Annotated in this window: 16 protein-coding genes and 3 tRNA genes; 17 read left to right on the top strand and 2 right to left on the bottom strand. The window is 50.3% G+C overall.

What is annotated here, in order from left to right:
* Positions 1-153: 153 nt before the first annotated feature.
* The gene (locus tag ACY0JR_RS12800; RefSeq protein ID WP_462634489.1) at positions 154-1,065 is read right to left on the bottom strand and encodes a tetratricopeptide repeat protein; all 912 of its coding nucleotides are present in this window, start codon (positions 1,063-1,065) and stop codon (positions 154-156) included.
* Complete coding sequence (locus ACY0JR_RS12795) at positions 1,062-2,030, bottom strand: VWA domain-containing protein (protein ID WP_462634488.1); 969 nt, start codon at positions 2,028-2,030, stop codon at positions 1,062-1,064. The genes ACY0JR_RS12800 and ACY0JR_RS12795 overlap by 4 nt, the downstream gene beginning before the upstream one ends.
* A 284-nt stretch (positions 2,031-2,314) precedes the next feature.
* Here ACY0JR_RS12795 and ACY0JR_RS12790 point away from each other — a divergent pair.
* The 17 genes from ACY0JR_RS12790 (at position 2,315) to ACY0JR_RS12710 (ending at position 24,312) form a co-directional block, all read left to right on the top strand.
* Positions 2,315-2,402 (top strand) — tRNA-Ser (locus ACY0JR_RS12790).
* Positions 2,403-2,514: 112 nt separating this feature from the next.
* A tRNA-Pro gene (locus ACY0JR_RS12785) sits at positions 2,515-2,588 on the top strand.
* A gap of 61 nt (positions 2,589-2,649) precedes the next feature.
* Positions 2,650-2,723 (top strand) — tRNA-Arg (locus tag ACY0JR_RS12780).
* A gap of 1,044 nt (positions 2,724-3,767) precedes the next feature.
* Complete coding sequence (locus tag ACY0JR_RS12775; protein WP_462634487.1) at positions 3,768-4,388, top strand: Pvc16 family protein; 621 nt, start codon at positions 3,768-3,770, stop codon at positions 4,386-4,388.
* A gap of 6 nt (positions 4,389-4,394) precedes the next feature.
* Positions 4,395-5,168, top strand: a complete 774-nt coding sequence (locus ACY0JR_RS12770) for a hypothetical protein (protein ID WP_462634486.1) — start codon at positions 4,395-4,397, stop codon at positions 5,166-5,168.
* A 48-nt stretch (positions 5,169-5,216) separates the two neighbouring features.
* Positions 5,217-7,304 (top strand): phage tail sheath family protein, encoded by a 2,088-nt coding sequence (locus ACY0JR_RS12765; protein ID WP_462634485.1) that lies wholly within the window; start codon positions 5,217-5,219, stop codon positions 7,302-7,304.
* A 133-nt stretch (positions 7,305-7,437) separates the two neighbouring features.
* Entirely contained in the window at positions 7,438-7,869 is a 432-nt protein-coding gene (locus ACY0JR_RS12760) for a phage tail protein (RefSeq protein ID WP_462634484.1), read from the top strand.
* 8 nt (positions 7,870-7,877) lie between these two features.
* Positions 7,878-8,321 carry a phage tail protein gene (locus tag ACY0JR_RS12755; protein WP_462634483.1) on the top strand — a complete coding sequence of 148 codons (444 nt, stop codon included), beginning with the start codon at positions 7,878-7,880 and terminating at the stop codon, positions 8,319-8,321.
* A gap of 7 nt (positions 8,322-8,328) precedes the next feature.
* The gene (locus ACY0JR_RS12750; RefSeq protein ID WP_462634482.1) at positions 8,329-8,520 is read left to right on the top strand and encodes a DUF5908 family protein; all 192 of its coding nucleotides are present in this window, start codon (positions 8,329-8,331) and stop codon (positions 8,518-8,520) included.
* Between the two features lie 10 nt (positions 8,521-8,530).
* Complete coding sequence (locus ACY0JR_RS12745) at positions 8,531-9,208, top strand: CIS tube protein (protein ID WP_462634481.1); 678 nt, start codon at positions 8,531-8,533, stop codon at positions 9,206-9,208.
* Entirely contained in the window at positions 9,205-10,947 is a 1,743-nt protein-coding gene (gene vgrG / locus ACY0JR_RS12740) for a type VI secretion system tip protein VgrG (RefSeq protein ID WP_462634480.1), read from the top strand. Before ACY0JR_RS12745 ends, vgrG begins: the two co-directional genes overlap by 4 nt.
* A 98-nt stretch (positions 10,948-11,045) precedes the next feature.
* Positions 11,046-11,336, top strand: coding sequence for a PAAR domain-containing protein (locus ACY0JR_RS12735; RefSeq protein WP_462634479.1), 291 nt, complete (start codon positions 11,046-11,048; stop codon positions 11,334-11,336).
* A 94-nt stretch (positions 11,337-11,430) separates the two neighbouring features.
* The gene (locus ACY0JR_RS12730) at positions 11,431-11,889 is read left to right on the top strand and encodes a GPW/gp25 family protein (protein ID WP_462634478.1); all 459 of its coding nucleotides are present in this window, start codon (positions 11,431-11,433) and stop codon (positions 11,887-11,889) included.
* A complete protein-coding gene (locus ACY0JR_RS12725; protein WP_462634477.1) occupies positions 11,886-15,653 on the top strand; it encodes a baseplate J/gp47 family protein in 3,768 nt (1,255 codons plus the stop codon). The genes ACY0JR_RS12730 and ACY0JR_RS12725 overlap by 4 nt, the downstream gene beginning before the upstream one ends.
* A 60-nt stretch (positions 15,654-15,713) precedes the next feature.
* Entirely contained in the window at positions 15,714-19,061 is a 3,348-nt protein-coding gene (locus ACY0JR_RS12720) for a hypothetical protein (protein WP_462634476.1), read from the top strand.
* A gap of 225 nt (positions 19,062-19,286) precedes the next feature.
* Positions 19,287-22,994 (top strand): carboxypeptidase-like regulatory domain-containing protein, encoded by a 3,708-nt coding sequence (locus ACY0JR_RS12715; protein WP_462634475.1) that lies wholly within the window; start codon positions 19,287-19,289, stop codon positions 22,992-22,994.
* 13 nt (positions 22,995-23,007) lie between these two features.
* Positions 23,008-24,312: a contractile injection system tape measure protein gene (locus ACY0JR_RS12710; RefSeq protein ID WP_462634474.1), complete on the top strand. Its 1,305-nt coding sequence runs from the start codon at positions 23,008-23,010 to the stop codon at positions 24,310-24,312.
* Position 24,313 lies beyond the last annotated feature (1 nt).

Raw genomic sequence — 24,313 nt, 5'->3', positions numbered from 1 at the left:
GCCTAACATCCTATACCGCATTGTGGCGCTTTTAAGCATATTTTATGAAAACAGGCCGAAAACAGATGCGAGTGTTACGCTTTAAAACAAACAGAGCACACCGCTTTGTTTTGAATCTACTTTCCTGAAAACAGCCTTAAAACAACAGCACTACTACCAGTCTGGGGCGTTTTTATTTGTTTGCTTTGTTTTTCTGCGCGGTACCTGTTGCAGGTATTGGGCTTCCTCCTGGCGCATGGCGTCTAACAACTGGCGGGCTTTCTCAGGGCTGAGTTGCAATTTCTTCAGTCGCTCAAAACGGGTTTGCAGCAAAGCATCATCGGTCTGACCTGCTTGGTTGTTCCGTGGGTTGCCTCCGTTCCCGTTGCTGTTCTGGTTGCCGCGGTCGCTCAGGCCTCGGTTCAGACCAGGCGTATTCCCGAAGTTCTGCCGCTGATCTGCGTTACCCGGGCCATTCTGCGCATTTGCTTCTCCGCCGCCGTTGGCTGAATTACCTGTCCCCGTAGCATCGGCTCCGCCGGAACCTTGCGCGCTGGAGCTACCCGCTGCATTGGGTTGTTGGGCACCGCCCGAGCCGTTCTGGGGAGAACGTTTTGGCGGTGGGGGAGGCATCTGTCGTTTTTCAGGGTGCAGCAGGAGGTACTTCTGAAGCAACTCATAATTGTAGCGGGCTGCTTGGTTAGTTTCATCGGCTTTCAACGCCTGTTTGCAGTAAGTAAGCGCCTTGGGGTAATTACCTTCTTCGGCTTCAATGATAGCTAGCTGGGTGGCAACCGTAGAGAGAAGTGCTTTGTCTGTGGTTTTCAGCAGCGAACGGTACAAAGGGGAGGCCCGGGTGTACTCATGCAGATGAAAGTACGAATGCGCCAAGTTTAACACCACCGAGGAATGGGACTCTTCGCGTTCGGTTTCGCGTACCTTCTCGTACAAGGCCGCGGACTGTTGATATTCCTTTTGTTTGTAGGCGGCTTCCGCCTGCTGGGCATACTGGTTGCGGAGCGCGATGCGCTGAAAACCGTCCAGCGGGGCGGAGGCAAGCAAAAAAATAAGCCACCAGTATCTCATATCTTCAGCACCTGTATGGTCCATAATACATCCAGCGCAATGAGCAGCAGGGCCGCCAGCAAGGGATAAAGGTATTTGTTAGCGGCTACCTCCACCACTTTGGTTTGGCGCAACTCACTTTTAACTGAATTTACGGCACTGAGCAGCCGGGGCATTTCACTTATCTGCTGGTTTACTTCAAAGTAAGCGCCTTTGGTACGAAGCGCTACCTCTTGCAAAAGACCAGACTCTAATCTGGTGAGTACTATTTCGCCCTGACTATTTTTCTTGAAGCTGCGCCCTTCCGGAATTCTGCCGCCCGCATATGTGCCAATACCCACGCAGTACACGCGTATTCCTTGTTTTACCAGCGACCTGACCGCTGCCTGCACATTTTCCCCGAAGGTTTCGCCATCTGAGAAGATGACCACTATTTTGGAGCGCTCCGTTTCGCGGCTAGTTTCGCTTTCCTTGAATTTTTGTTGAACCAGCTCTAAAACGGGTTGGATTTGGGCTGCCTCCGGCGGAGCCAACGTGGGGCTAAGCGACTGCACGAAGAGTTCAAGCGCGCTTTGGTCATAGGTGAGGGGGCTCAGCACGAAGGCTTCAGAAGAAAAGCCAATGAGCCCCACGCGGTCTGCGTTGGAGTTATGGATAAACTCCTGCAATTCCAATTTTACCTTTTCCAAGCGCGAAGGCGGCACGTCCTGGGCTTTCATAGACTGGGAAAGGTCTACCGCCAGAAAAACATCTTTGCCGTTGGTTCTTATCTCTTTGGTCATGGCTCCAAAAGAGGGCCCCAGCAACGCCACAATGAGAAGCGCCATGTATATACTCCGGATAACGGCTTTTATCCAGATGGCATTCGCCTTTTGTTTGAACTGCTGGGCCAACCGCTTTATCCGGTACAAGTAGCCGCCATAGAGCACCCCAAACAGGAGAAAGAAAAAAAACTCTATAGAAGTAAACGGTAGGTACCAGGTCATGGGGTAAAGAGAGCGTTTTTTCAGTACGGCGGCAAGTTATAAAGAAAGAAACAAATGCGTTTGCCTTCTCCCTACAGCCGAAAACCGCTAAAAAGTCGGTTGGCTGTTATGGTAAACGTTGTGGTAGAAAATAAATTTCACAGAATACCTGATTCTAATTTGCTGGCAGCTAAGCCGATGATGCGTGGAGTGGGGCAAGCCTGTAAATTTTTTTAGCGGGGGCTTTGGTAATCTCATTTTTAAGCGGCTATATTTGCACACTCTTTAACCGAAAGAGCTAGCCCGGAGAGATGGGTGAGTGGCTGAAACCAGCAGTTTGCTAAACTGCCGTACCTCTAAAGGGTACCGGGGGTTCGAATCCCCCTCTCTCCGCGAAATATTCTTGAAAATTAAATTTGGAAAGAAGATTTCATTTCATATCTTTGCACCGCGATTACGGAGAACGGAAGTTTAGTGAAGTTGGTCACTTTGTAATTGCAGGACTCGGGGTGTAGCGTAGCCCGGTATCGCGCCACATTTGGGATGTGGAGGTCGTAGGTTCGAATCCTGCCACCCCGACGAAAAAAGATGAGTAATGTTGGATGTACAGACATTCTCCATTACTCATTTTTGTTTCGATGGTCTCGTAGCTCAGCTGGATAGAGCAACTGCCTTCTAAGCAGTAGGTCTTTGGTTCGAATCCAAACGGGATCACTTAGAAATCAGCCACTTATAAGGTTAAACTTGTAAGTGGCTTTTTTATTTGCACGCAATTTGCAAATAGAGGATTTTAAGCTTTTTAAGTTTTAAGTTTACCTATACCCTGAGTGGCCTTGGAAAATAATTTAAATGCTTGCTGAAGTCTTGTCTTAAACTGATTCATTAACAGCGTTTTTTGTTTGTACCAAGTAGCACACTCTTTAGGTTACCGAACCCCATCCTTCAGGCAGGGCCGTTAAGTTCTAAAAAGGCAGATGGTTCAAGTTTATAACTTGGACCTAAGATGACCTGAAGTTTGCAAATCAGTGAGGCGGCGGCCTCAAACTCAGAAAGAACGGCAATGAGCTTCCTGGCAGGTTAGTCCTTCAATGTAGAACTGAACGGTCCTGCTCCTTTGAATGGGGGCAAAGGGGGATGGTTACACCTGTTTTCCCTAGTCCAAAAACTTTTGTGTTCCCAGCTATTTAATTGAGAGCCAGATTTGTTAATTACACGTCTCCATATTCCATTTTTGAAGATTTCATACGCATCTGCGCAGAAACTTTTATGAAAATAAATTAGACATAAGCTTGTGCAAATTGTATTAATTTACTAGATTAGGCCTCAGATATATATTCTTTCACAATACTTCTGATCAAGAATATTGTGCCAGGATTCGTTTGTGCTAAATGCAGCACAAAAACAAAGTTTGAACATGTGCTAAGGCAGTAAGCTACTTCTCTGTCTTGGGAACGCGTTGTTCAGTTGATCTTCTCCTTCCGGCTCAACCGGAAAACCCGCCCCACCTCCTACCTCTGGAGGAACGAACCTTATAAGGTCTTCCCGTTAATTCACTGGATTTCTTTTGCAGAGTTACCAAAGTATAGGAAAGGCTTTTTTGTGAATGTCATTTAAAGGCAGATTTGTCCAAAGGAGCCCAAAATCGCTCCCAAGCATGATTTACCTATAGCCGTAGATTCCCCACCCAGAAAAGCTTTCTGGAGGCTTACAAATTTTGATGAAGATTCACCTTCCAGGTTTCTTTCACATTCGTTAACCGTGATTTCCCACGCTCTCAAGATTCTGGTCTCAGAGCTGAATACCTTCTTTGAGGGTATTCAGACAGCCGTGGAAGATACGGTGGTGCTGGGTAATATCTCCGTGCTGGAATCACCCACAGGGACCGATAACCCTGACTTGAGGGAAAAGATTGTGGTGACATTGGTGAATATGCGGGAAGAAAAGACGCTCAAAAACGGTCCTTACTCCTTCGCCAATAACGCCACCTTGAAAACAGAGTATTTCAACCCGCCGGTGTTCGTGAACCTCTTCGTGCTGTTCTCTGCCACCACCCGTGATTACGAGAAAGCATTGACCTACATTTCGCGGCTCGTCCGGTTTTTTCAGCACAAGAGCATCTTTACCCATACCAACAGCAACGTGGGGGTTAGCGGTGGCTTTATTGACTATGACCGCCTAAGCGAGTTTAAGATTATTGTGGATTTGTACTCGCCCACCTTTGAGGAACTCAACCATTTGTGGGGAACCTTGGGCGGCAAGCAGCACCCCTCGGTGCTGTACATGATGCGCCTGCTAGAACTGAAGCAGGAAGCGGTAACCGAAGGCGGTTCTGTGATCTTGGAGATAGAAGAAAAGATAGGCCATAAATCTCCTGTTTAGTTCGCCATGGAAAGCACAAAGCGAAGATACCAGCAATTGGTAACGGTTGAGATTCTGCACCATTTCTTTCTGGACGAGGGCGGAAAAGTATATGACGGCACTCAGGACCTACCCGCTCCCCGCAAAGCCCAGAAACGGAGGAGCTATGATGTGCGGGAATGGCTACAGATAGAACCAGACGCCTCTACCCAAAAGGCCATGCGAGGAAATGGGTTGGTAATGAAGCTTACCAAAACAGGGTTCGCCTTGTTCGCATTACTGGCAGATACTTTACCAGAGACCCGTAAACCCATGGCGAAGCTGGAAAAGGTAGTGCTAAGCTTTTGGCTGAAGTGGCTCAATCTTAAAGTATCAGAGCAAACGGCCTTGTCTTTCAAAGTAAAAGCAGCCGACGAGAACGGGTTGTATTTATTCGGGAACCAGTGGTCGCGCGTTTTTGGGGCAACTTACCCGCATCTCACCCTGCCTTTACCAACCTACCTGGCCACCGAGGAATACCTCCCCGGCGACCTTGTGCAAAAAGAGGGAAAGCATTTCTTGGCCCTCGCCAAAAACAAAGGAGCCCCTGCTACTGACACCGCTTCTTGGAAGTCCGTTGACAATAAAATCAACTATGCCAGCCGCCAAAGCTTACGAGATAGGGAGGAAACCATGCCGCGCGCTGCCTGGGGTAAAATTGAGATTTCCGGCAAAAGCGGACTCAGCAACTACAGCCTCTTAACGGGGGCCGGCGATAGCAAGAATGCCCTAGTTTTCAAGCTTCATTTGGGGCAGATTTGAGAAAAACAGACCATAAACGAATAACCAATACTTTAACCCACCATAGCCATGTTGAACCTATCTACCCTGCGGGTGCCCGGTGTTTACATAGACGAGGTCCCCAAGTTTCCGCCCTCCATAGCAGCCGTAGACACGGCGGTGCCGGCGTTCATAGGCTATACCCAGCGCACCGCCTTCGGGGGCAAAGACTACGCACTTACGCCTACCCGGCTGGAATCTCTGGTGGAGTTTGAGGAGTTATTTGGGGGCAGTCCGCCGCTGAACGTGACAGGAGTAGGCCTCAGCGTGAGCAACACCGTGAAGACCGCCACGGTAGAAAGCACTTATTATTTATATGATAGCCTCCGGATGTATTTCCGGAATGGGGGTGGCAAGTGCTACATTGTATCTCTGGGTAAATTCCCCAACACGTTTGTGGCAGGCGACATGACCACGGCCGTGGAAAGCGCCTTAGCCGAGCTGCGGAAAGAAGACGAACCCACTCTTCTCCTTTTTCCGGATGGGATCAAACTAGACGCTAACAAGTTAGGCGATTTGCACAAGGTCGCGCTGGAACAATGCTTTGCGCTGAAAGACCGGTTCCTGATCGCAGATGTGAAAATTGCGAACCCCTCTGACGAAAAATACCGGAAAACAGACATTGACACCTTCCGCACCAACATTGGCATGGGCAACCTGCAGTTTGGGGCCGCTTACTACCCGTACCTGCGCATCAACCTGCCCCGCCAGGTGCGCTACCGTGATGTGAAAGGCAAGGTAACCAAATTCGGGGCCACTGTTGATTGGGGAAGCGCCGACTATGTGCAAATCACTGATACGACCACCCAAAACAACCTGAAGGAGCTAGACAACCTTGTGGACAGTTCGAAAAGGCTGAACAGTGCTTTCAGTACCTTTCTGGGCACCAAGGCATCGCTGGAGGAAATGTACCAGGAGCGCAAAGCTGCTTTCTACAGTGCCATTACCACGCTGGCCGGCAACTACGCAGACATCACGCCCGTCAAAACCAGCTACACCACCGTCTGGGATTTTCTGTACCAGATAGTAGATGTCTTCATTGACGAAGGTCTAAGAAGTGGCTCCTCGGCCTTACTCACGGGCTCTTTACATGCCGATTTCAAAGAACGTTTATTTCCTACTGGCGGAACGCCGCCCTTGTACCTCCGGCAATTGTTTGGCGTGGAAGTGCTCTCCCAGGATGATAAAATAGTGGGTGACCCAGGCATCGCCAGTATCAATGACAAGGGCGGCCGTACCTGGGACTTTGTGGACCTGGATACTGCCATAGAAGATGGCTTAGACGAAGATGCAGACCTTGCCGGACTGACCCTCACCGCCGATGCTTCCGCTGATTCTGACGTGGCTCGTGAAGACGCAGTCAAAAACCTGCGAGAAATTATCGAGAAACGCGGCGACACTATTTTCAATGGACTGTATACCCTCATCACCAACCTGCTCCGCGATGCCCAGAATTCTGAGGAAGCCGCTGAGGCTGATGTTCTGCGCCGCATTCCGGTGTTAGGAAACGTCATCTCCTACCTGGAAGAACAAACCGCTCTGCTACCACCTTCCGGGGCTATTGCCGGGCTGTACGCCCGCGTAGATGCCGCCCGCGGTGTCTGGAAAGCTCCCGCAAATGAGAGTCTGGTTAATGTGGTGGGGCCGTCAGTTAAATTGGAAGAGTCGCAGAACGGAGAGCTGAACGTGGATGTCAACTTCGGGAAGTCCATCAACGTGATCAAGGCCTTTACCGGCAAAGGTACGCTGGTATGGGGAGCCCGCACCTTGGCCGGTAATAGCAACGAGTGGCGGTACGTGAGCGTGCGCCGCTTCTTCAACATGGTCACTGAATCTAGCAAGAAAGCCACGGAGCAATTCGTGTTTGAGCCCAATGACGCAGGAACCTGGGTGAAAGTGCAGGCCATGATTGAGAACTTCCTGACCACCCTCTGGCGACAGGGAGCCCTGCAAGGGGCCATTACCGAACACGCGTTTTATGTGGCCGTGGGCCTGGGTAAGACCATGACCCCGCTGGATATTCTGGAAGGCCGCATGATCGTGGAGGTAGGGCTGGCGGTGGTCCGTCCAGCGGAGTTCATCATCCTTCGCTTCTCTCACAAAATGCCAGAGTCCTGAGACTTGCCAAACGCCGGAGGAAAGCTGTTTTTAAGCCAGTTTTATGAAAAAGGCCTTAAAACGATTTTTCCCCTCGGGTGAATTTCCCACACATTGATTCCGCTTTAGAATGCGTACTTTTTAACTGAAAAACATGGCCGAATATCCATTACCCAAGTTCCACTTTGAGGTTGAGTGGGGCGGGAACAAAATAGGCTTCACCGAAGTCACAGGCCTGACCACGCAGGTAGATATCATCGAATACCGCGAAGGCCAAAGCCGCTCTTACCGCAAGATTTCCATGCCGGGTCTTGCCAAAGACGAAAAGATCACCCTGAAGCGGGGCACCTTCGTGGGCAAAACCGATTTCTACGACTGGTTTAACCAAACCAGCATGCTGGGCAAAACCGAACGGCGCGACATCACCATCAAGCTGCTCAATGAAACCCACGAACCGGTTTTCGTCTGGAAAGCCCTCAACGCATTTCCTACCAAGGTGCAGGCCAGTGATCTCAAAGCAGATGGCAATGAGGTAGCCATTGAAACCATTGAGATTGCTCATGAAGGGCTGAGTCTGGTGAAATAGAACAAGTTATGGCGGGCTATTATCCACCGGTCGGGTTCCATTTCAGGGTGGAGTTCACCAACGTGAGCAATGAAGACAACGACACCCGTTTTCAGTCGGTGACGGGTCTGTCCGTGGAGTTTGAGACCGAGACGTTCAAGGAAGGCGGGGAAAACCGGTTCGAACACGTGCTACCCGTCCGGACCAAGTACCCTGATTTGGTCTTGAAACGCGGATTTTTGACCATGAACTCCAAGGTGTTTGCCTGGTGCCAAAATGCCTTCCAGAGCCAGAAGTTCGTGCCGGCCACCTTGTTAGTGACTTTGCTCAATGAACAGCATGAGCCGCTTAAAAGCTGGAACATTGTCAATGCCTGGCCTAAAAAATGGTCGGTGACTGATTTCAATGCCGAGAACAATGCCCTGGTCATTGAAACCTTAGAGTTGCGCTACAACTATTTTACCATCAACTAACAAATGTATGCCGGTTGAGATTAGGGAATTGCACATCAAAGTAGTGGTCACCGAAGGGGCTTCCTCCGGAGATGGAGCAGGTGCAACAGATGCTTTCAGAACAAACGCCATGGCCTTAAACGGGGAGGACCGTGAGGCGGTGATTGCAGAATGTGTGGAACAGGTAATGTATCTCTTAAGGCAACGGGAAGAACGTTAACCAAAAAGCCATGGCAGATACCGGCAAGTTAGAGAAAATGAAGATCATCGCGTATGATAAGGCAGATCTAAGTGATACTTCCTATGCAGGTGAATACCTGGTGGTGGTTAACCCAGAAACATACCAGTTAGATTACAAGGTGGTCTTTACGGAAGAGCAGGGGCAAGGCACCAGCGGAAAACAGCAAAAGTACGTGCATACCAAACCTGAGAATTTTTCCTTTGAATTCCTATTTGATAGTACTGGTATTATAGAAGGTAGCCCCAGTTCTGATATCTGGGCAGAGCTCAAGAAGTTTAGAAACCTACTCACAGATTTCCATGGGCCCATCCATGAAACCAGACACTTCAAACTGGTGTGGGGCGTAAGTTTATTTAAATGCCGACTTGAGTCATTGCAGATCACCTTCAAGCTCTTTAAACCTGATGGCACCCCCATACGGGCAGTGGCTAAAGCCCAATTCAAAGGAAGTGTGGAAGAAAACCTACGGGTAGCCAAAGAGAATAAACAATCCCCTGATCTGACCCATGAACGTCAGGTGCTGGCCGGTGACAACCTGCCGCTGCTGTGCTTTCAACTCTACGAAGATCCCCGCCGCTACCTGCAGGTAGCCAAAGCCAATGGACTCATCAACTTCCGGCGCCTTTCTGCCGGTCAAACGCTCTTCTTTCCGCCCGTTGCCAAATGACCAGCACCAGAACTCTTCCTACCTCCGCCTCAACAGACGTCTGTACCTTTCAGATTTTCTCTGACGAAAAGCAGGTCTCTGACACTGTGCACGTGGTATCTATTGTGGTGAGTAAGGAAGTGAACCGAATCCCGATTGCCACCCTAGTGATGCTGGACGGCGAGGCTGCTGCTGAAACCTTTGCTATCAGTGACCAGGAGATGTTTGTGCCCGGCAAAAAGATTGAGATCAAGGCTGGCTACGGAAGTCAGGACGAAACCATCTTCAAAGGAATTGTGGTGCGGCACAGCATCAAAGTGCGCAAGAACAGCTCTTTTCTGACAGTAGAATGCAAGGACGAGGCCGTGAAAATGACTCTAGCCCCGCGCAGCCAGTACTACCAGGACAAGCAAGACAGTGTAGTGACAGAAGATTTGCTGAAACGACATGGCCTTACACGGGAAGTAGAAGAAACCAGGTTCATCCACCCCCAGTTGGTGCAGTTCCACGCTACTGATTGGGATTTTATACTTTCCCGCCTGGACCAGAACGGTATGATTTGCCTGGTGAGTGATGGAAAGGTGAAGGTTGAAAAGCCCAGGGTAGAACAGGAGCCAGTGGTGGTCTTGCAATATGGAGCCACCCTGCTGGAACTGGATGCTGAAATAGATACGCGGGTGCAGCCTTCCGCACTCAAAGTTCAGTCCTGGGATCCTGCCGCTCATGAGATGAAGCTGGCCGAAGGAGTGGAGCCCAAAATCAAATTAAACGGCAATTTGTCTGCAAACCAATTAGCCCAGGTTTTCAAGGCAGAACTACAGCCTGAACCACAGAGCGGGCATTTACCAGAACCGGTGCTTAGAGAGGTAGCCAATGCCAAACTGATGAAACACCGCCTGGCCAAAATCAGGGGGCGGGTACGGTGCCAGGGGTTGGCGCAAATGCTGCCGGGTAAACTAGTGGAGCTGAAGGGAGTGGGTGATAGGTTCAAAGGACCAGCCTTCATCTCTGGGGTTCGGCATCAAATCTCCAACGGCAACTGGGAGTCAGATGTGCAGCTGGGCCTTAACCCCGATTGGTTTACCCAACGCACACACCCGGGAACCTCGGCCCAGCCCTACCTGGGCATCACGGGTTTGCAGGTGGGCATTGTCACACAACTGGAGAAAGACCCTGCGGGGCAGGACCGCATCAAAGTACGGTTGCCCGTCATCAGCAGCCAGAACGAAGGTATCTGGGCGCGGGTAGCCACCTTAGATGCGGGCTCCCAGAGAGGTACGTTCTTCCGCCCCGAACTGCAAGATGAGGTAGTGGTAGGATTTTTCAACAATGACCCTATGCAGGCGGTAGTGCTGGGCATGTGCCACAGCAGTGCCAAACCGGCGCCCCTAACCGCGTCTGATGACAATCCTGAGAAAGGCTATGTCTCCCGGGGCAAGATGAAGGTGCTGTTCAACGATGAGAAAAAGACGCTTACCATTGAAACACCCGCAGGAAATACGGTACTGCTCAGTGAGGACAAAAAACTGATCAAGTTGGAAGACCAGCACGGAAACAAACTAATCCTTGACAAAAACGGGATCACCTTGAACAGCATAAAAGACATCACCTTGAAAGCCACTACTGATGTAAAGGTGGAAGGCATCAATATAAACGCCAAAGCCCAGGCAAGTTTCAAGGCCCAAGGCGGACCCGGTAATGAGCTGTCAGCGGGCAACGGCATGGCCATTGTGAAAGGAGGAACTGTGATGATCAATTGAACTAAAGAATTTGCTTCCCGCTTTGGGCCTGTTTCAAACAAAAAGCCTTGAAACGAAAGCTGTTCTACAAGATTACCTAACCCTAAAACCAACAAAAAATGCCCGCTGCTGCCCGCGTCTCTGACATGCATGTTTGCCCTATGTCTGATGGGCCAAAGCCCCATGTGGGGGGGGCCATCTTGCCCGCGGGGGCGCCAACAGTGCTGATTGGGGGAATGCCCGCTGCCCGGGTAGGCGACATGGCAACTTGCGCTGGTCCGCCAGACGCGATCATCAAAGGCTCTGGGTCTGTGTTGATTGGTGGAATGCCAGCCGCCCGCATGGGTGATTCCACGGCGCACGGCGGAACCATCACATTGGGGTTGGTGACTGTGATCATTGGGGGCTAAACGTGCTTTGAGCCTTGTTTTACCAAAATGGCTTCAAAATAGAGTGATGAATTCGGAAAAGAACCATAGAACATACTAACACGCCTGAACGCTCATGGCAGCAACTTTAAACCAAAACTTTCTGGGCCGCGGCTGGGGGTTTCCCCCTACGTTTGACTACCTGGCCGGACAGGTGGCCATGCTAGAAGGGGGGGCCGACATTCAGAGTAGCCTGCACCTATTGTTGACCACCATGGTAGGGGAACGTTTGATGCAACCTCGCTTCGGCTGCAATCTGGAGGAACTGATTTTTGAATCCCTGGACACCACCCTCAAAACCCAACTCACTGACAAGATAGAAACCGCCATTCTTTACTTTGAACCCCGCATTGACCTGGAGCAAGTACTCATAAACACCACCCGCGAATGGGAAGGGCTGCTTCTGATTGAGATTGATTACCGGGTACGCACCACCAATTCAAGGTTCAACTTTGTTTTCCCGTTTTATAAAACCGAGGGAACAGAACTGCTGCATTTCTTGACCAATCCACCCCAAACGGATAACTCTCTATGAGTGCTTCCTGCACCAACATCCTTAATCCGCACATGGTAGCCCGTGAAGGCACTGATCAGCCGGGCCGGACCAGCGCGTCACTGGCTCCAACGTCGGTGCCCGTGGACGAGCATGGGGTGGCGGAGTGGTTGGTGTATGCGCAGAAACTGAGCGAGCAGGTGCGGTATTATGGTCCCGATAACCAATACCAGAACCAAAACTGGAAAGTCTTCCTGGAAAACGATGTGTCGGCGGTGTTGGCGCTGGTGGCCGTGCAGGACGTAGATGCCTACCGAAGTCAGCTCAACTTTCTCCTGAACAAAGGCATCCGGCAGGAACTGGGTCATGCTACGGTGGACGAAGACAAGGTGAAACAAGCCTTTTCGCAGGTGTTTAGTTATGTGGCTACGCTGGCATGGGGCTTAGAGAAACTATGGCACCGCCTCCCCACTTCGGTACCGCTCAAGGCTACGTTGCAGAACCTGATCCAAGTTAAACTGAGCCACGAACTTCAGAAACTAAAAGCCTTTTTTGCTTCGGCCCAGGCTGAAGGATTAATAGACGAATCCGTAGTACTTCCGCGTACCGTGCTGGGCGAGGAACTAGCCAACGCCTCAGAGATTCTGAATCGGACCTTCTCTGCAAATTGGGCTTCTGCAGATACCGTGGACGCGCAGATCTTCGGACCTACTGCTCCGGGTGAAAATACCCGAAAGATTTACTTCGCCATCAACCATTCCTTTTTTGCTTCCACCTTAGACCAGTTTCTGCAGGTTTTCGCGCGGGTAGTTTCTGATGCCCAGCAGCAGTTCCAGGTTACGCTTACTTCCCGGGACGACCACACACCACACATGACGCTGCTGTTGGCTTTCCTGCAACTGCTCCAGTACTCCCGTGACCACCTGAACACACTTTCGGCCCGCCACCTGGACTTCTATTATTTGGAAGTGCTTCGGCTTACCCGCAAACCACCACAACCCAGCAAAGCGCATGTGGTGGTAGAACTGGCCAAGCACGTAACGCATGAAATCTTGAAGAAAGGCACCTTGTTTCAGGCCGGGAAAGACAGCAGAGGGCAGGAGGTAGTCTTTGCCTTGAACGAAGATTTTGTGCCCAACCAGGCGGGGCTTTCGGCTTTTAAGTCTTTCTATAGAGTTACCCCGGAAGATGAAACAAGCAAAGCCACAGGCGTAGCGCTGCAGAAGGATTGGATTTATGCTTCGCCCGCGGCAAATTCTCTGGATGGTACGGGAAAGGAACCTATGCTTACGGAACAAGGTTGGCACCCCTTTGCAAACAAACAATACCACCACGGAAAACTGACCAACCTGCTGATGCCGCAAGCTACTATTGGCTTTGCCGTTGCCTCCCCGCTGCTCTATCTAACCGAAGGCACCCGCATCGTTACGGTGAAGTTTTACGTGACCGGACTAACCCTTGCAGCAGGCGATTATTCCGCTTCGGTGAAAGCCTTTATCACTACTGCAGAGGGCTGGCATCCGCTTACGCTCATAAGTCCGAACTTCGCACTTCAGGAGGAAAGCGGGAACAAGGTTTTCGTGTGCAAGGCCAAACTGTTGCCAGATGAACCAGCCACGGCACCCTTCAACGCAGAAGTGCACCAAGCCGCTTTTGAGACTCCCCATCCAATACTTCAACTGCAAATCGTCCACCAACCTGACACTACTTATCTTTATGAACAGGTGAAAGATGCCACCCTGACCAAAGTAGATGTTTTAGTGGAAGGGCAGGGGTTGCGCAACCCTCAATTGTACAATGACTACGGAATGCTGGATGGGGCCCAGCCGTTCATGCCATTCGGTCCGCTGCCGCAGAAAGACGCTTCTCTCATCATCGGGCATCCAGATGTGTTCCTGAAAAAGAATGCCACGGTGTCTGCCATACACATGATCTGGAAAGACAAACCCAGTTCGGTGTCAACCAAGTCCATCACCATCCAAAGCCTGCAGCAAGGGCAATGGCAGGATAAATCTACCTCCGCAGATTTGTTCACGCCCCCAACTATTACCCTGACTGCAGATGATCAACTGTCTTTGGATTATGACGAACGCCCGGCCTATACTACCAGCAGCGTCAAAGGATTTCTGCGCCTGAAACTGAACGAAGATTTCGGGCACCGGCAGTACCAGAAAGAGCTTACTGACTACCTCATAGACAAGGCTAGCGGCGAGGCGAAGGCCAAGAAAGATGCCATTCAAACCATCCTCAGTTCTACTGCCGAGGCCGCAGACAAGGTAGCCCTAATCCAGAGCAGCATCAGCACCATGAAATCTGCCCCTACGGAACCGTACACGCCCGTCATACAGCAGATTACCCTTGACTATTCAGCTACAGCTTCGCTGGACCTTTCTTCCAAAGACAGCTTTGCAGGGCGGCAGATACAGTTTTTCCATGTATATCCTTTCGGGCAGAAAGAGGAGCACCCGGCGTTGAAACGGACAGAATTGCGAGAGTCAGCTGTTTTAAGGCTGGTTCCCAGATTTCAGCGCAAAAACGGGGGAGATCCTTTTTTTGAAGTGAAAGAAGAAGACGGTTCCGTGCCCGATTGGGTAGAGCACGAAGGAGAATTTTATATAGGGGTAGGGGGAGCCACGCCTCCGCAGACGTTGTCAGTGCTGTTTCAATTGGTGGAAGGTTCGGCCAATCCCCTGGTGAGTAAACCAGAAAACCACGTGCATTGGAGCTACCTGGCGGGGAATCATTGGGTGTCGTTTAGCAAAGAGCAGGTCAGTGATTTTACCGGCCAACTAACCCGCACCGGTCTCATCAGGTTCCAGTTGCCCAAGAACGCAGATACGGAGCATACGCTTCTTCCGGCAGGTTTGGTGTGGCTGCGGGCTGCCGTCCATACTGCGAGCGAGGCCGTGTGCCGCATAGTAGCGGTGTTGCCCCAGGCAGCAATGGTCACGTTCCAGGACCAAGACAATGCCCCTGATTTTCTGGCTCAGCACCTGCCTGCGGGTTCTATCACCAAGCTGCTGGAACCGGTGGCGGGAGTGAAGAAAGTAGAGCAGCCTTTCGCTTCGTTCGGCGGGGCCATGGCCGAAACATCCCCATTCTTTTACCGGCGGGTGAGCGAACGGTTGCGACACAAGGACCGGGCCATCGCTCTCTGGGATTACGAGCACCTGGTGCTGGAGGCTTTCCCGCGCATCTACAAAGTAAAATGCCTGCCGCACACCCGCTATGAACCTAACGGCACAAGTGGCATTTACAACGAACAAGCGGCAGGGCATGTCACGGTCGTGACCATCCCAGACCTGCGGCAACGCAATGCGGTAGATCCGCTGAAACCCCTTACCAGTGTGGGCGAACTGGAGGAAATAAAAGCCTTTTTACGCCAGCGCCTGTCTTGTTTTGTGACGCTGCACGTGCGCAACCCCATTTTTGAACAAGTGAAAGTGAAGTTTGAGGTGAGTTTCTTCCCACAATATGATGTCTCAGCGTACACGCGGTTGCTCAAACAGGAGATTACCCGATTTCTTTCCCCTTGGGCGTATGGAGAAGGGCAGGACCTCCGTTTTGGCGGTAAAATCTACAAATCAACCTTAATTGATTTTGTGGAGGAGCGGCCTTATGTAGACTTCCTGACCAAATTCCAATTGTACCATTTGCCGGGGCAAGGGCTGCCGGAGCAGGAGGTGGAGGAAGTCACCGCTACCAAGGCTTGTTCGGTGCTGGTTTCCGTTCCGGAGGAAGAGCATTCCATTACGGTACTGGAAGAAGTGGTAGAACCCCTAGAGAAAGAAAAATGCGGCTGCTGAACGCCGCGTTACCATCATAATTGAACTGTAAAACACCACCGGAGTCTCAAGTGCTGAACCATGAAAGAGCCCGTTACCCTTGCGCAACATCCTTCCTTGCTTCCCAGTGAAGACTACTACTTCCTGCGGCAGAAGGGGCTGGAGTACATTGAGCAACTGGGCAGCCAGCATTGGACCGATTACAACATTCATGACCCAGGCATCACCATTCTAGAACTGCTGTGCTATGCCCTCACAGACCTGGGCTACCGCACCAGTTTTGACATCAAAGATGTGCTGGCCGAGCCATTGGCCACCGGCGGAGAGGACCAGGGCTTTTTCACCGCCGCCAAAATCCTGACCAACAGTCCCTGGACCATTCCAGATTTCCGGAAGGTGCTCATTGATTTGCCCGGCGTCCGGAATGCCTGGTTGTTTTGCAAAGAGTGCCCCTGTGAAGTGCCGCTGTACGCTGATTGTACCTTGGGCACCCTCACGTACACGGCCACTGAGAAGCCGGTCACCCCCAAAGGCTCATATGACGTGCTGCTGGAGATGGAGGAAGACCCTGTTTTAGGCGATCTCAACCACGGCAAACTCAAACAAAGCGCCTCGGTGTACCTCCCCGCCCAAAACCGGTTGGTGACCACGCTTTTGGAAGTTCGGTTTCCTACCTGGGCGCAGGTGAAGGAAGACTATGCAAGCTTTCACAACTTCCTGGTTGCTTCAAGCCAATTGGTAGAGGAAGGCACCACCGTCACCAAAATCGCGAAGATCAAAGACCCGGAAACTAATCTGGTGGGTAGTTCCATAAACCTGCGGGATTTACGCCTGCCGCTGCTGGTTTCCCTGGAAGTACGGTTCCTGCCCGACAAAGAAGTACCGGGAATTGAAGAAACGCTTGTGTTGGAAAACATCCCTTTCTCTGTTTTCCCGGATGTGGCTGACCCGCGGAGGAATTTTCCGGTGGCTGATTTTGTGGCAGAATTCGAGAAAACGGCCCAAAACAGCCTGCTCCAGAACTACCAGCGTAAATTGGGTACCATTCAGGAATTGATCCAAGAAGTTAAAAGTACCCTGCACGCCCAGCGGAACCTGGCGGAGGATTTTTGCCGGGTCAGTACAGTAGCGGTAGAAGAAATTGCCGTCTGTGCTGATGTGGAAGTGACGCCGGAAGCCGACATTGAGAAAGTACTGGCCTCCATCTATTTTGAGATAGAACAGTACTTCAACCCACCCATCAGGTTTTACAGTTTGCAGGAACTGTTGGGGGAGGCCATACCGGTAGATGAGATCTTCAACGGCCCTACTTTGCAGCACGGTTTCCTGAAAATCACCGAGGTAGAAGCCGCCCAACTCCGCACCCATTTGTATACCTCAGACATCATCAACCGGCTGATGGAGATTGAGGGAGTCGTTGCCATCCGGAACCTGGTGCTCACCCGCTATGATGCGCAGGGCAGAGCCGTGATGCCCAGTGAACCCTGGACGCTGGCCCTGAAATTCCAGCACCAGCCCCGGCTGTATCTGGAGCAGTCCAAGTTCCTGTTCTTCAAAAATGGGTTGCCTTTTCTGCCCGCTAACCGGCAGGAAGTGTGGGCCATGCTACAGCAACTGCGCAGCACCGTAGACGCAGAGAAGTGGCAGCATGGTGCACTTGATTTAGCAGTACCCACCGGAACGCCGTACGACTTTCAGGAATATTTTCCGGTGCAGTATTCCTTTCCGCTTACCTACGGCATTGGCTATGAAGGTCTGCCCACAGAGGCCACTCCCTTGCGCAAAGCCCAGGCGAAGCAGCTCAAAGCGTACCTGCTCTTCTTTGAACAATTGCTGGTGAATTACTTGGCGCAACTAGCCAACAGTTCTAAGCTTTTCAGCCTGAACCCAGCCCAGAAAAGAAGTTATTTCAGCCGGTTTATAGATGATGCGCTCATCCAGAACATTGAAGGAACCGAGGGACTTTATGCAAACCTGACCGCCCTTGACTTACCCAAGTTAGCCGAAACGGAAGAAGAGGGACTACGCCGCAGAAACCGGTTCCTGAGCCACCAGTTGGCGCGTTTCGGGGAGCAGTTCACTGATTATGCCCTGTTGCTCTACACTTACACTACTGACAGAGGTAGTGGGGGAGGCCCGATGACCTGGGAACAGCAAGTGCAGCAAAACCTCCTCGCCCATAAAGCCAACTTTTTACAAAAACTGCCCCAAATCAGCGCTAACCGAGCCCGCGCCTGTGACTACTTCAACCCACCGGGTTTGGGGGGGATTGACAATACCTCGGGTTTGGAACAGCGTCTCAGGCTGGTTTTGGGATTACCCGAAGATGCGGTGCTCATCCTGGTAGAGCATCTGTTACTTCGCCCCCGGTTCCTGGGGCAGGTGCTGTTACCCGTTTGCCTGGGTCCCAACTGCGACACCTGCGGCGAGGAAGATCCTTACTCTTTCCGGGTGACATTAGTTATGCCTGGTTGGTTGCCCTTGTTCCAGCACCTGGATTTCCGGCGATTCGCGGAGCGTCAGATTCGGCTGGAAACTCCGGCGCACCTGCTGCTCAAAATCTGCTGGGTAGGCAATGAAGTCTGCCGGGGCGAAGGCAGTGCGGCCATTCTCTGCGTACTGCGCAACCAATTGGAAGCCCATCTGAACGACTCTACCCGAGCAGAGGAATTGGAATTGCCCTTGTGCCGCTACGCCGAAGAATGGCTGGAAGCGTTCAACGAAGCTTTCCGCACGGAGTTCGTAACCAGAAATTATCAGCCTTTGACCACAGAGATTTTAAAGCGCTTGTTTGAGGATCTTTTACCCCACCACAAGCCCACCGCAGAATTGGAACCAGAACTGAAGGAAAGTTATGCCGAAGCCTTAAAGTCAACTTTAACCAGCTACTTTGAAGGCAAGGAAAGCTGCTTCCAGTTCAACCTATTCCGGAAAAGTTGTGCTGCCTATGGCACCGAACTTTTAAAGCTTGACCCAAATGCACTTTCACTGGAGAAGCAGGTGCAAGGTTTGTTAATGGGGCATTTTCTAGATAAAGGCGAAAAAGTACCCCAAGATGCCATTTGCCAATGTGCCCAAGGAATGGCGACTGCTTACGGAGATGCGCTACGGACCTGGCTGGAAGTGGAGGAAAATCAAAACACGACCTTGAAAGCCGCCGACTGGCGGAAGCAACTCGCTGATCTTTTCACCTTGTCCAGCACCAATATCCCCGCGGACTGCCCCAGTTTACCTAGTACCTTTTTTACCAAACTGAAGAATCTGCTGGTGGAATTCTACCGAACCAAGTTGCCCCTGCTGCAAACGCATGCCCGCCTGGTGCGCGCTCTCGGGGAACTAAGGAGCCTCTATCCGCCGGCCACGCTCCACGACTGCGAAGACGGAAACGATGACAACCCCGTGCGGCTAGATGCCACTTTCCTGGGGTGATATATTACTTGAACAAAGCAGTTCTTTTAGGGGCGGTTTTTCTAAAAGAGCTTTAAAACAGCAGTTAGAGGCTTCTCTTCCGATGGGAAAATGAGCCGCTTAAAATTTACCGGATACTTACCTTTTGATGAAAGGTGATCAGGAAATAGTAGACGCAGGCACAATTAGCCAGAATGAAAAACAGGAACAAGCGCACCAGATGAATACACTTTAACTTCCAGAAAAATGGAACCCACCCAACTCACCTATCCGCAGTTTGTCGCCAACCAGGTGCTGAAAAAAGACCACCTGAACGACTTGTTCCAGTACCTGGATGAGCAAAACCGCCTCACCCGAACAAACCTGATTGGGATTGGCGTGGTGTGCGGACTGGAGGTGAAGCCCGACTCCGCCCAAAACCAGATCACGGTGACCAAGGGCTGCGGGGTGACTTCAGCGGGCTACCTGGTTTCCTTGCCAGAGGCGGTATTGAAGCGGTACCAAACGTACGCCCTTCCAGAGCAGGTAGATTATCCTTCGTTTTACACCAGCGCAGTACCCCGGCAGCAATTTCCGTTGTGGGAACTGCTGCCTTCAGGTGGTGCCAATGACCTTTCGGCCGGTTTCCTGCGGGACAAAGTGGTGGTGGTGTTTGTGGAGTTACAGGAAGAGAACCTCAAAAACTGCTCTCCTTATTCCTGTGATGACCGGGGCTCTGTGATTGAGGTAGCTTACCGTTACCTTTTGCTGGAGAAAACCAACGCCGACTTACTCCTGAAAGCAGAAACGGGCAATGGTCCCAGCCCAGAGCAACTGCAAAACCTGCAACAAGCCCAGGCCCTGCTGCCCGAGGTAAAACTGAAACGGTTCAATGTCCCGGTTCAGTCTCCCGCCATCTTCACCACCCAGGAAGTCATAGAAGGTTTTCGGGCTACTCTCACCAAAACTACTGTGGACCAGATAAAGGAAGTCCTGCTGAAGGCTTTCACGCTGTACCAGCCTTTGTTGGGCAACCTGACTGATACCGTGCTGCAGCAGTTGGGTAGTTCTTACACCTACGCCGGAGATAAACTCACGCTCACCAACCCGCTGCTGTATCCGTACTACCATGATTTCTTCTCTGATCTTCTGGAGGCGTACAATGAAATAAGAGTGCGCGGCCTGGAAATCACCAGCGTTTGCTGCCCAGATGATGACCTGTTTCCCCGGCATCTTTTCCTGGGGCTGGCCACTGAAGACACTACCCAAGTCTACAGTAAGTATAGGCACTACTTCCTGGCTTCGCCGCTGTTCAGCCATCAACAACACCTGGGCACCCAACTGCGCCAACTGTTCCAGCGGCTCATCAGGATGGTGGAAACGTTTACTGTTCCGTCATCAATGGTTCAGACATTCTCAAACAATGCCCGCCGGGGAGGAACCAATATTAAAATCACGCCCAGCTACCTGGGGAAAACTCCACTCTCAGAGAAAGCCATACCATTTTACTACAAAGCAACCGAGGGAACACCGCCCTTGTATGAAACCTGGAGTCCGCAGAAAACCCGGCAGAACAAAGCTAAGAACAACCTCTCGTACCACGCTTCCAGTTACCCTTCACCAGTGGAAGATTTTGTACAGAAACCGCTGGAGTATGAACTGGAGCCTTATAACTTCTTACGGGTGGAAGGTCACGTGGGCATGCCTTGGCTGTACGCGTTAAGCCGAATACTCCAACTCCGTAGGCAATACCGGTTGCCCTTTGACGTGGTGGTTCTGAAAACGGGCCGAAATCACAAAAACGTGCAGGATTGGCGCACGCATGCTTGTTCCTTTCAGGACTTGGAAGCCATTTACCAATCCCTGAAAGAAGAACTGCTTTGCCACTTGCAGCGCGAGATTGCTTATTTCTACAAGATAAAAACGCCAAATGATTCAAAGGTTTCATCAGTAACTAAAGTTAATGAAAAAAGTCACGAGAAGGGAACATCGGAGTTTTTGAGTTCTGAGGTTGTGACTGGATTTTCTAATTCTAAACTTGACTATTTTAGAAAGGGTGAGAGTAGCCTCCTATATGAAGAAAACTCATTGGGAGCTTTATACGAGCAGACGTATTTGGTGCATAACCTAGAGGATACTTACAACAGAGTGCTGTACTTAGGGCTAGAGACAAAAGTAGAGGCTGTGCTGCTCTTAATACATTACTTAGTGGAGATGGCTGAGTATCTGAGTCAATCTGCACAGCTTACGCAATTCAACCTAGAGGCATTCCACAAACTTAACCTGAAACTAAAGGCTAACACCGCATCCTTGATCAGACAATTGAAGGAATTGATGGTAAATTCTAATGGAAAAGATCAGGATAACCCTTGGGAACTTGAAGACATAATTGACCATCTAGACACGTTAATTAGTACCTGCCAAAAAGAAGCATTTACTTCTCTGCTGGATACTTACCACCAACGGTTGGAGCAAATTCAAAAACAGCTGCTGTTTGGCAATTACATTCAGAAACACCCGGGAATAACTCACAAAGCAGGCGTACCTGTGGGTGGAACTCTTATTTTAGTGTATGCTGATGAAGACAGCCAAGAAGAGACTATACCCAAAAAGGGACGCTTTCAGGTTCAAGGACGGGTAGTTGACCTTAACAAGAACCCCTTGGCTGGGGCAACGGTGATGGTGAAAAATACCACCTGGGGAGTGTCTACCAAAACAGATGGCCTCTTTTTATTTTACATCAACACGCTGCCTACTACGCTTACTGTCATTTTTGCTGGATTTCCTGCCCAGGATATTGAGGTAAATGAGATAGACAAACCATTGCTTGTGATTTTAGGAGAGCAGCCTGAAACACAACAACTAGCTGAGATTCCCTTGGGACACGTATTTGCTGATTTTTACCTGCCCTATCTCTGTTGCTCAGATTGTCCACCTATACAGTTTAACCTGGAAGTGCCTCCGCCGGAAGAACCCTCAGATTTGATGGTAGAAGTTTCTGAACCGGTATGCGACCGAACAGGTGCTTTCTTCACAGTTACCTTGCAGATCAGTGGTGGTACTGGTTCTTATACAGTAGATGGCAAGCCTGCCGAACCAAGTTCTTACTCAATACAGATTCCCAATGGAGAAGGAAAGAAGATTACTGTAGAAGATATCTCCGGTCTGCAAAAAATTGTAAATATAGAGCCTCATAAGTGCCCACCTGTAGAAGAACCCTGTGACCTGCCCTGCGACGGTAAAGCCGAACGGTGTTGGTATCCGCTGTGGATGCCTAAGCCTGCTCAAACCATCGTTGATTGGAAGGAAGAGCTGGAAGGTCAGCTTATTATTGGGGATGAGAAAGGCGAAAAGTTCTATCACTTACAATCAGACGATCTACGGAGTATCTATCGAAATACTTTAAGTACAGTGAATTCAGGAAACTTTGAGGACAGCTTAACTGCGTTTGTAAAAGCTTTAAATGAAAAGTGTTTTGAATTAATTGGAAATCAAGAATTCTTCAAGGTTCATTTTGACCCTGTAAATCGTTTAATAGGATTTGAAACATTTGTTTGCTTCCATTTTAAATTTGAAATGAAAGTAAGGTTTTCTTCCGGACATGATTATACTATCAGCGTGAAATATGATCAGCATACGTGGTATTTAGAAGATGTCGAAAACAAGGTGCAAGTAGAGGGTAAAAAGTTTGGTTGTGTTTATCTGGACAAATGCAAAAATATTTCTAAAAACCTATGTGAAAAGGAGTTGAATTCTGACAATTGGCAAATTGAAGCGTCAAGGAAAGATGGGGTAATTTCTTATGGTGTTATTGGTGAAAGCATGAATTTCCTGTGGATTTTTGAAAGTGGGCGACCTTTATTCTCCCAGACACCCACTGGTGATTATAATAATCAACAAAGGAAACTGCGTATTTGGCTACTTGGAGTAAATGACAACTGCTTTATCACAAAGGAAAAAGTTATTCCGCTATAATCTAGTTAAAAACATGCACCTCATCCGGAAACAAGTGATTGAACTGGAGGTACCCGCCGTGGAGCAGGCCCTGGACCTTCAGCAACGGGTAAGCCGACTGGTGCAGGAACAACTTTCTCCCGCCCTGAACGATTTCTTTGATCGCATCTCACCTCCAGACCAGATTCTACGAATAGACCAGCTAAACCTTACCGTCCAAATAAGCAAAGTTGCTTCCCTGGAAGAACAAATGGTAGAGCAAATCCTGCAATCGCTGCAGGGTGCCGTGGTTTCTCCTCTGGCAAATGCGAAAACGGAGACAGTGCCGCAGACAGGAAGCTTGGATAGACTGAAAAGCCACCAGAAAGAGCAAAAAGCAGAACCTTCAACGGTAGAACCCTCATCGGCAGAGCCCAAGGTGGTTTCAGCGCAGGAAGCGGTCTGGGAGACGTTTGCCTTTTTCCTTCAGAAAGGGTATTTACCTTGGTGGGCGATTTTCAGCAGTTTTGAAGAATTCAGCACTAAAACTCTTGCTTTCCTGCAAGAGCATAGTTCCCATTCCTTAGGCGGTTTTCTCCAAACGCTTCTGAAGAACAACACCGCAGTGGAACGCTTGGTGTACCAGTTTCCGCCGGAAATGGTGGAAGAGGTTTTGCGCCTTACGGCAAGTTCTACCGTTTCAGAGGCAAATTTGAAAAAGAAGACCATTTCCAATCCGGAAGAAGAAACTGCTGAAGAAAATCTGTCTGAAAACGCTTCTCAGAAAGGAAACGAGTCTTCGGAAATGGCTCAAGCACATTCAATAGAAAGTACTTCGAGTGAGTTTGCAACAGAAGACGAAACTGACGGACTTTACATCCAAAATGCGGGTTTGGTGTTGCTGGCTCCTTTCCTTGAAACGTACCTGCAAAGTGGGGGAGTGGCAATAGACAAAACGTTGGTACAGCCGTTGGAAGCGGTGAATTGGCTTCAGTTTCTGGTCACCGGTCAAACCTGCACGCCCGAGCCCGAACTGCTGCTCAATAAACTATTGTGCGGACTTCCGCTGGAGGTTCCGGTACCAGCGGAAGTGCCCTTGCCCCAAGCCGGACAGGAAGAAGCCGCCAAGATGCTGGAAGCCGTAATCCGGTATTGGACTGTACTGAAAAGTACCAGCCCGGCCGGGCTGCGCGAAAGTTTTCTACAAAGATCTGGTCGGCTTTCCCGCAAACCCGACGGCGACTGGCTCCTGCAAGTGGAGCAGAAAAGTTATGACATGCTCCTGGACTCGCTTCCCTGGAGTTATTCCCTCATAAAGTTATCCTGGATGCCTCAAACCCTCTGGGTAGATTGGGCCTGAT

It is taken from the genome of Rufibacter sp. JT3400010, from assembly GCF_054956755.1.
This window is presented reverse-complemented; position numbering and strand designations above follow the sequence as displayed.

Excerpts from the sequence above, each read along its gene's own strand:
- ACY0JR_RS12725 (WP_462634477.1), top strand. The coding sequence starts at position 11,886 with ATGAGTGCTTCCTGCACCAACATCCTTAATCCGCACATGGTAGCCCGT.
- ACY0JR_RS12730 (WP_462634478.1), top strand. The coding sequence starts at position 11,431 with ATGGCAGCAACTTTAAACCAAAACTTTCTGGGCCGCGGCTGGGGGTTT.
- ACY0JR_RS12760 (WP_462634484.1), top strand. The coding sequence starts at position 7,438 with ATGGCCGAATATCCATTACCCAAGTTCCACTTTGAGGTTGAGTGGGGC.
- ACY0JR_RS12715 (WP_462634475.1), top strand. The coding sequence starts at position 19,287 with ATGGAACCCACCCAACTCACCTATCCGCAGTTTGTCGCCAACCAGGTG.
- ACY0JR_RS12710 (WP_462634474.1), top strand. The coding sequence starts at position 23,008 with ATGCACCTCATCCGGAAACAAGTGATTGAACTGGAGGTACCCGCCGTG.
- ACY0JR_RS12770 (WP_462634486.1), top strand. The coding sequence starts at position 4,395 with ATGGAAAGCACAAAGCGAAGATACCAGCAATTGGTAACGGTTGAGATT.
- ACY0JR_RS12765 (WP_462634485.1), top strand. The coding sequence starts at position 5,217 with ATGTTGAACCTATCTACCCTGCGGGTGCCCGGTGTTTACATAGACGAG.
- ACY0JR_RS12735 (WP_462634479.1), top strand. The coding sequence starts at position 11,046 with ATGCCCGCTGCTGCCCGCGTCTCTGACATGCATGTTTGCCCTATGTCT.
- ACY0JR_RS12755 (WP_462634483.1), top strand. The coding sequence starts at position 7,878 with ATGGCGGGCTATTATCCACCGGTCGGGTTCCATTTCAGGGTGGAGTTC.
- ACY0JR_RS12800 (WP_462634489.1), bottom strand. The coding sequence starts at position 1,065 with ATGAGATACTGGTGGCTTATTTTTTTGCTTGCCTCCGCCCCGCTGGAC.
- vgrG (WP_462634480.1), top strand. The coding sequence starts at position 9,205 with ATGACCAGCACCAGAACTCTTCCTACCTCCGCCTCAACAGACGTCTGT.
- ACY0JR_RS12795 (WP_462634488.1), bottom strand. The coding sequence starts at position 2,030 with ATGACCTGGTACCTACCGTTTACTTCTATAGAGTTTTTTTTCTTTCTC.
- ACY0JR_RS12745 (WP_462634481.1), top strand. The coding sequence starts at position 8,531 with ATGGCAGATACCGGCAAGTTAGAGAAAATGAAGATCATCGCGTATGAT.
- ACY0JR_RS12750 (WP_462634482.1), top strand. The coding sequence starts at position 8,329 with ATGCCGGTTGAGATTAGGGAATTGCACATCAAAGTAGTGGTCACCGAA.
- ACY0JR_RS12720 (WP_462634476.1), top strand. The coding sequence starts at position 15,714 with ATGAAAGAGCCCGTTACCCTTGCGCAACATCCTTCCTTGCTTCCCAGT.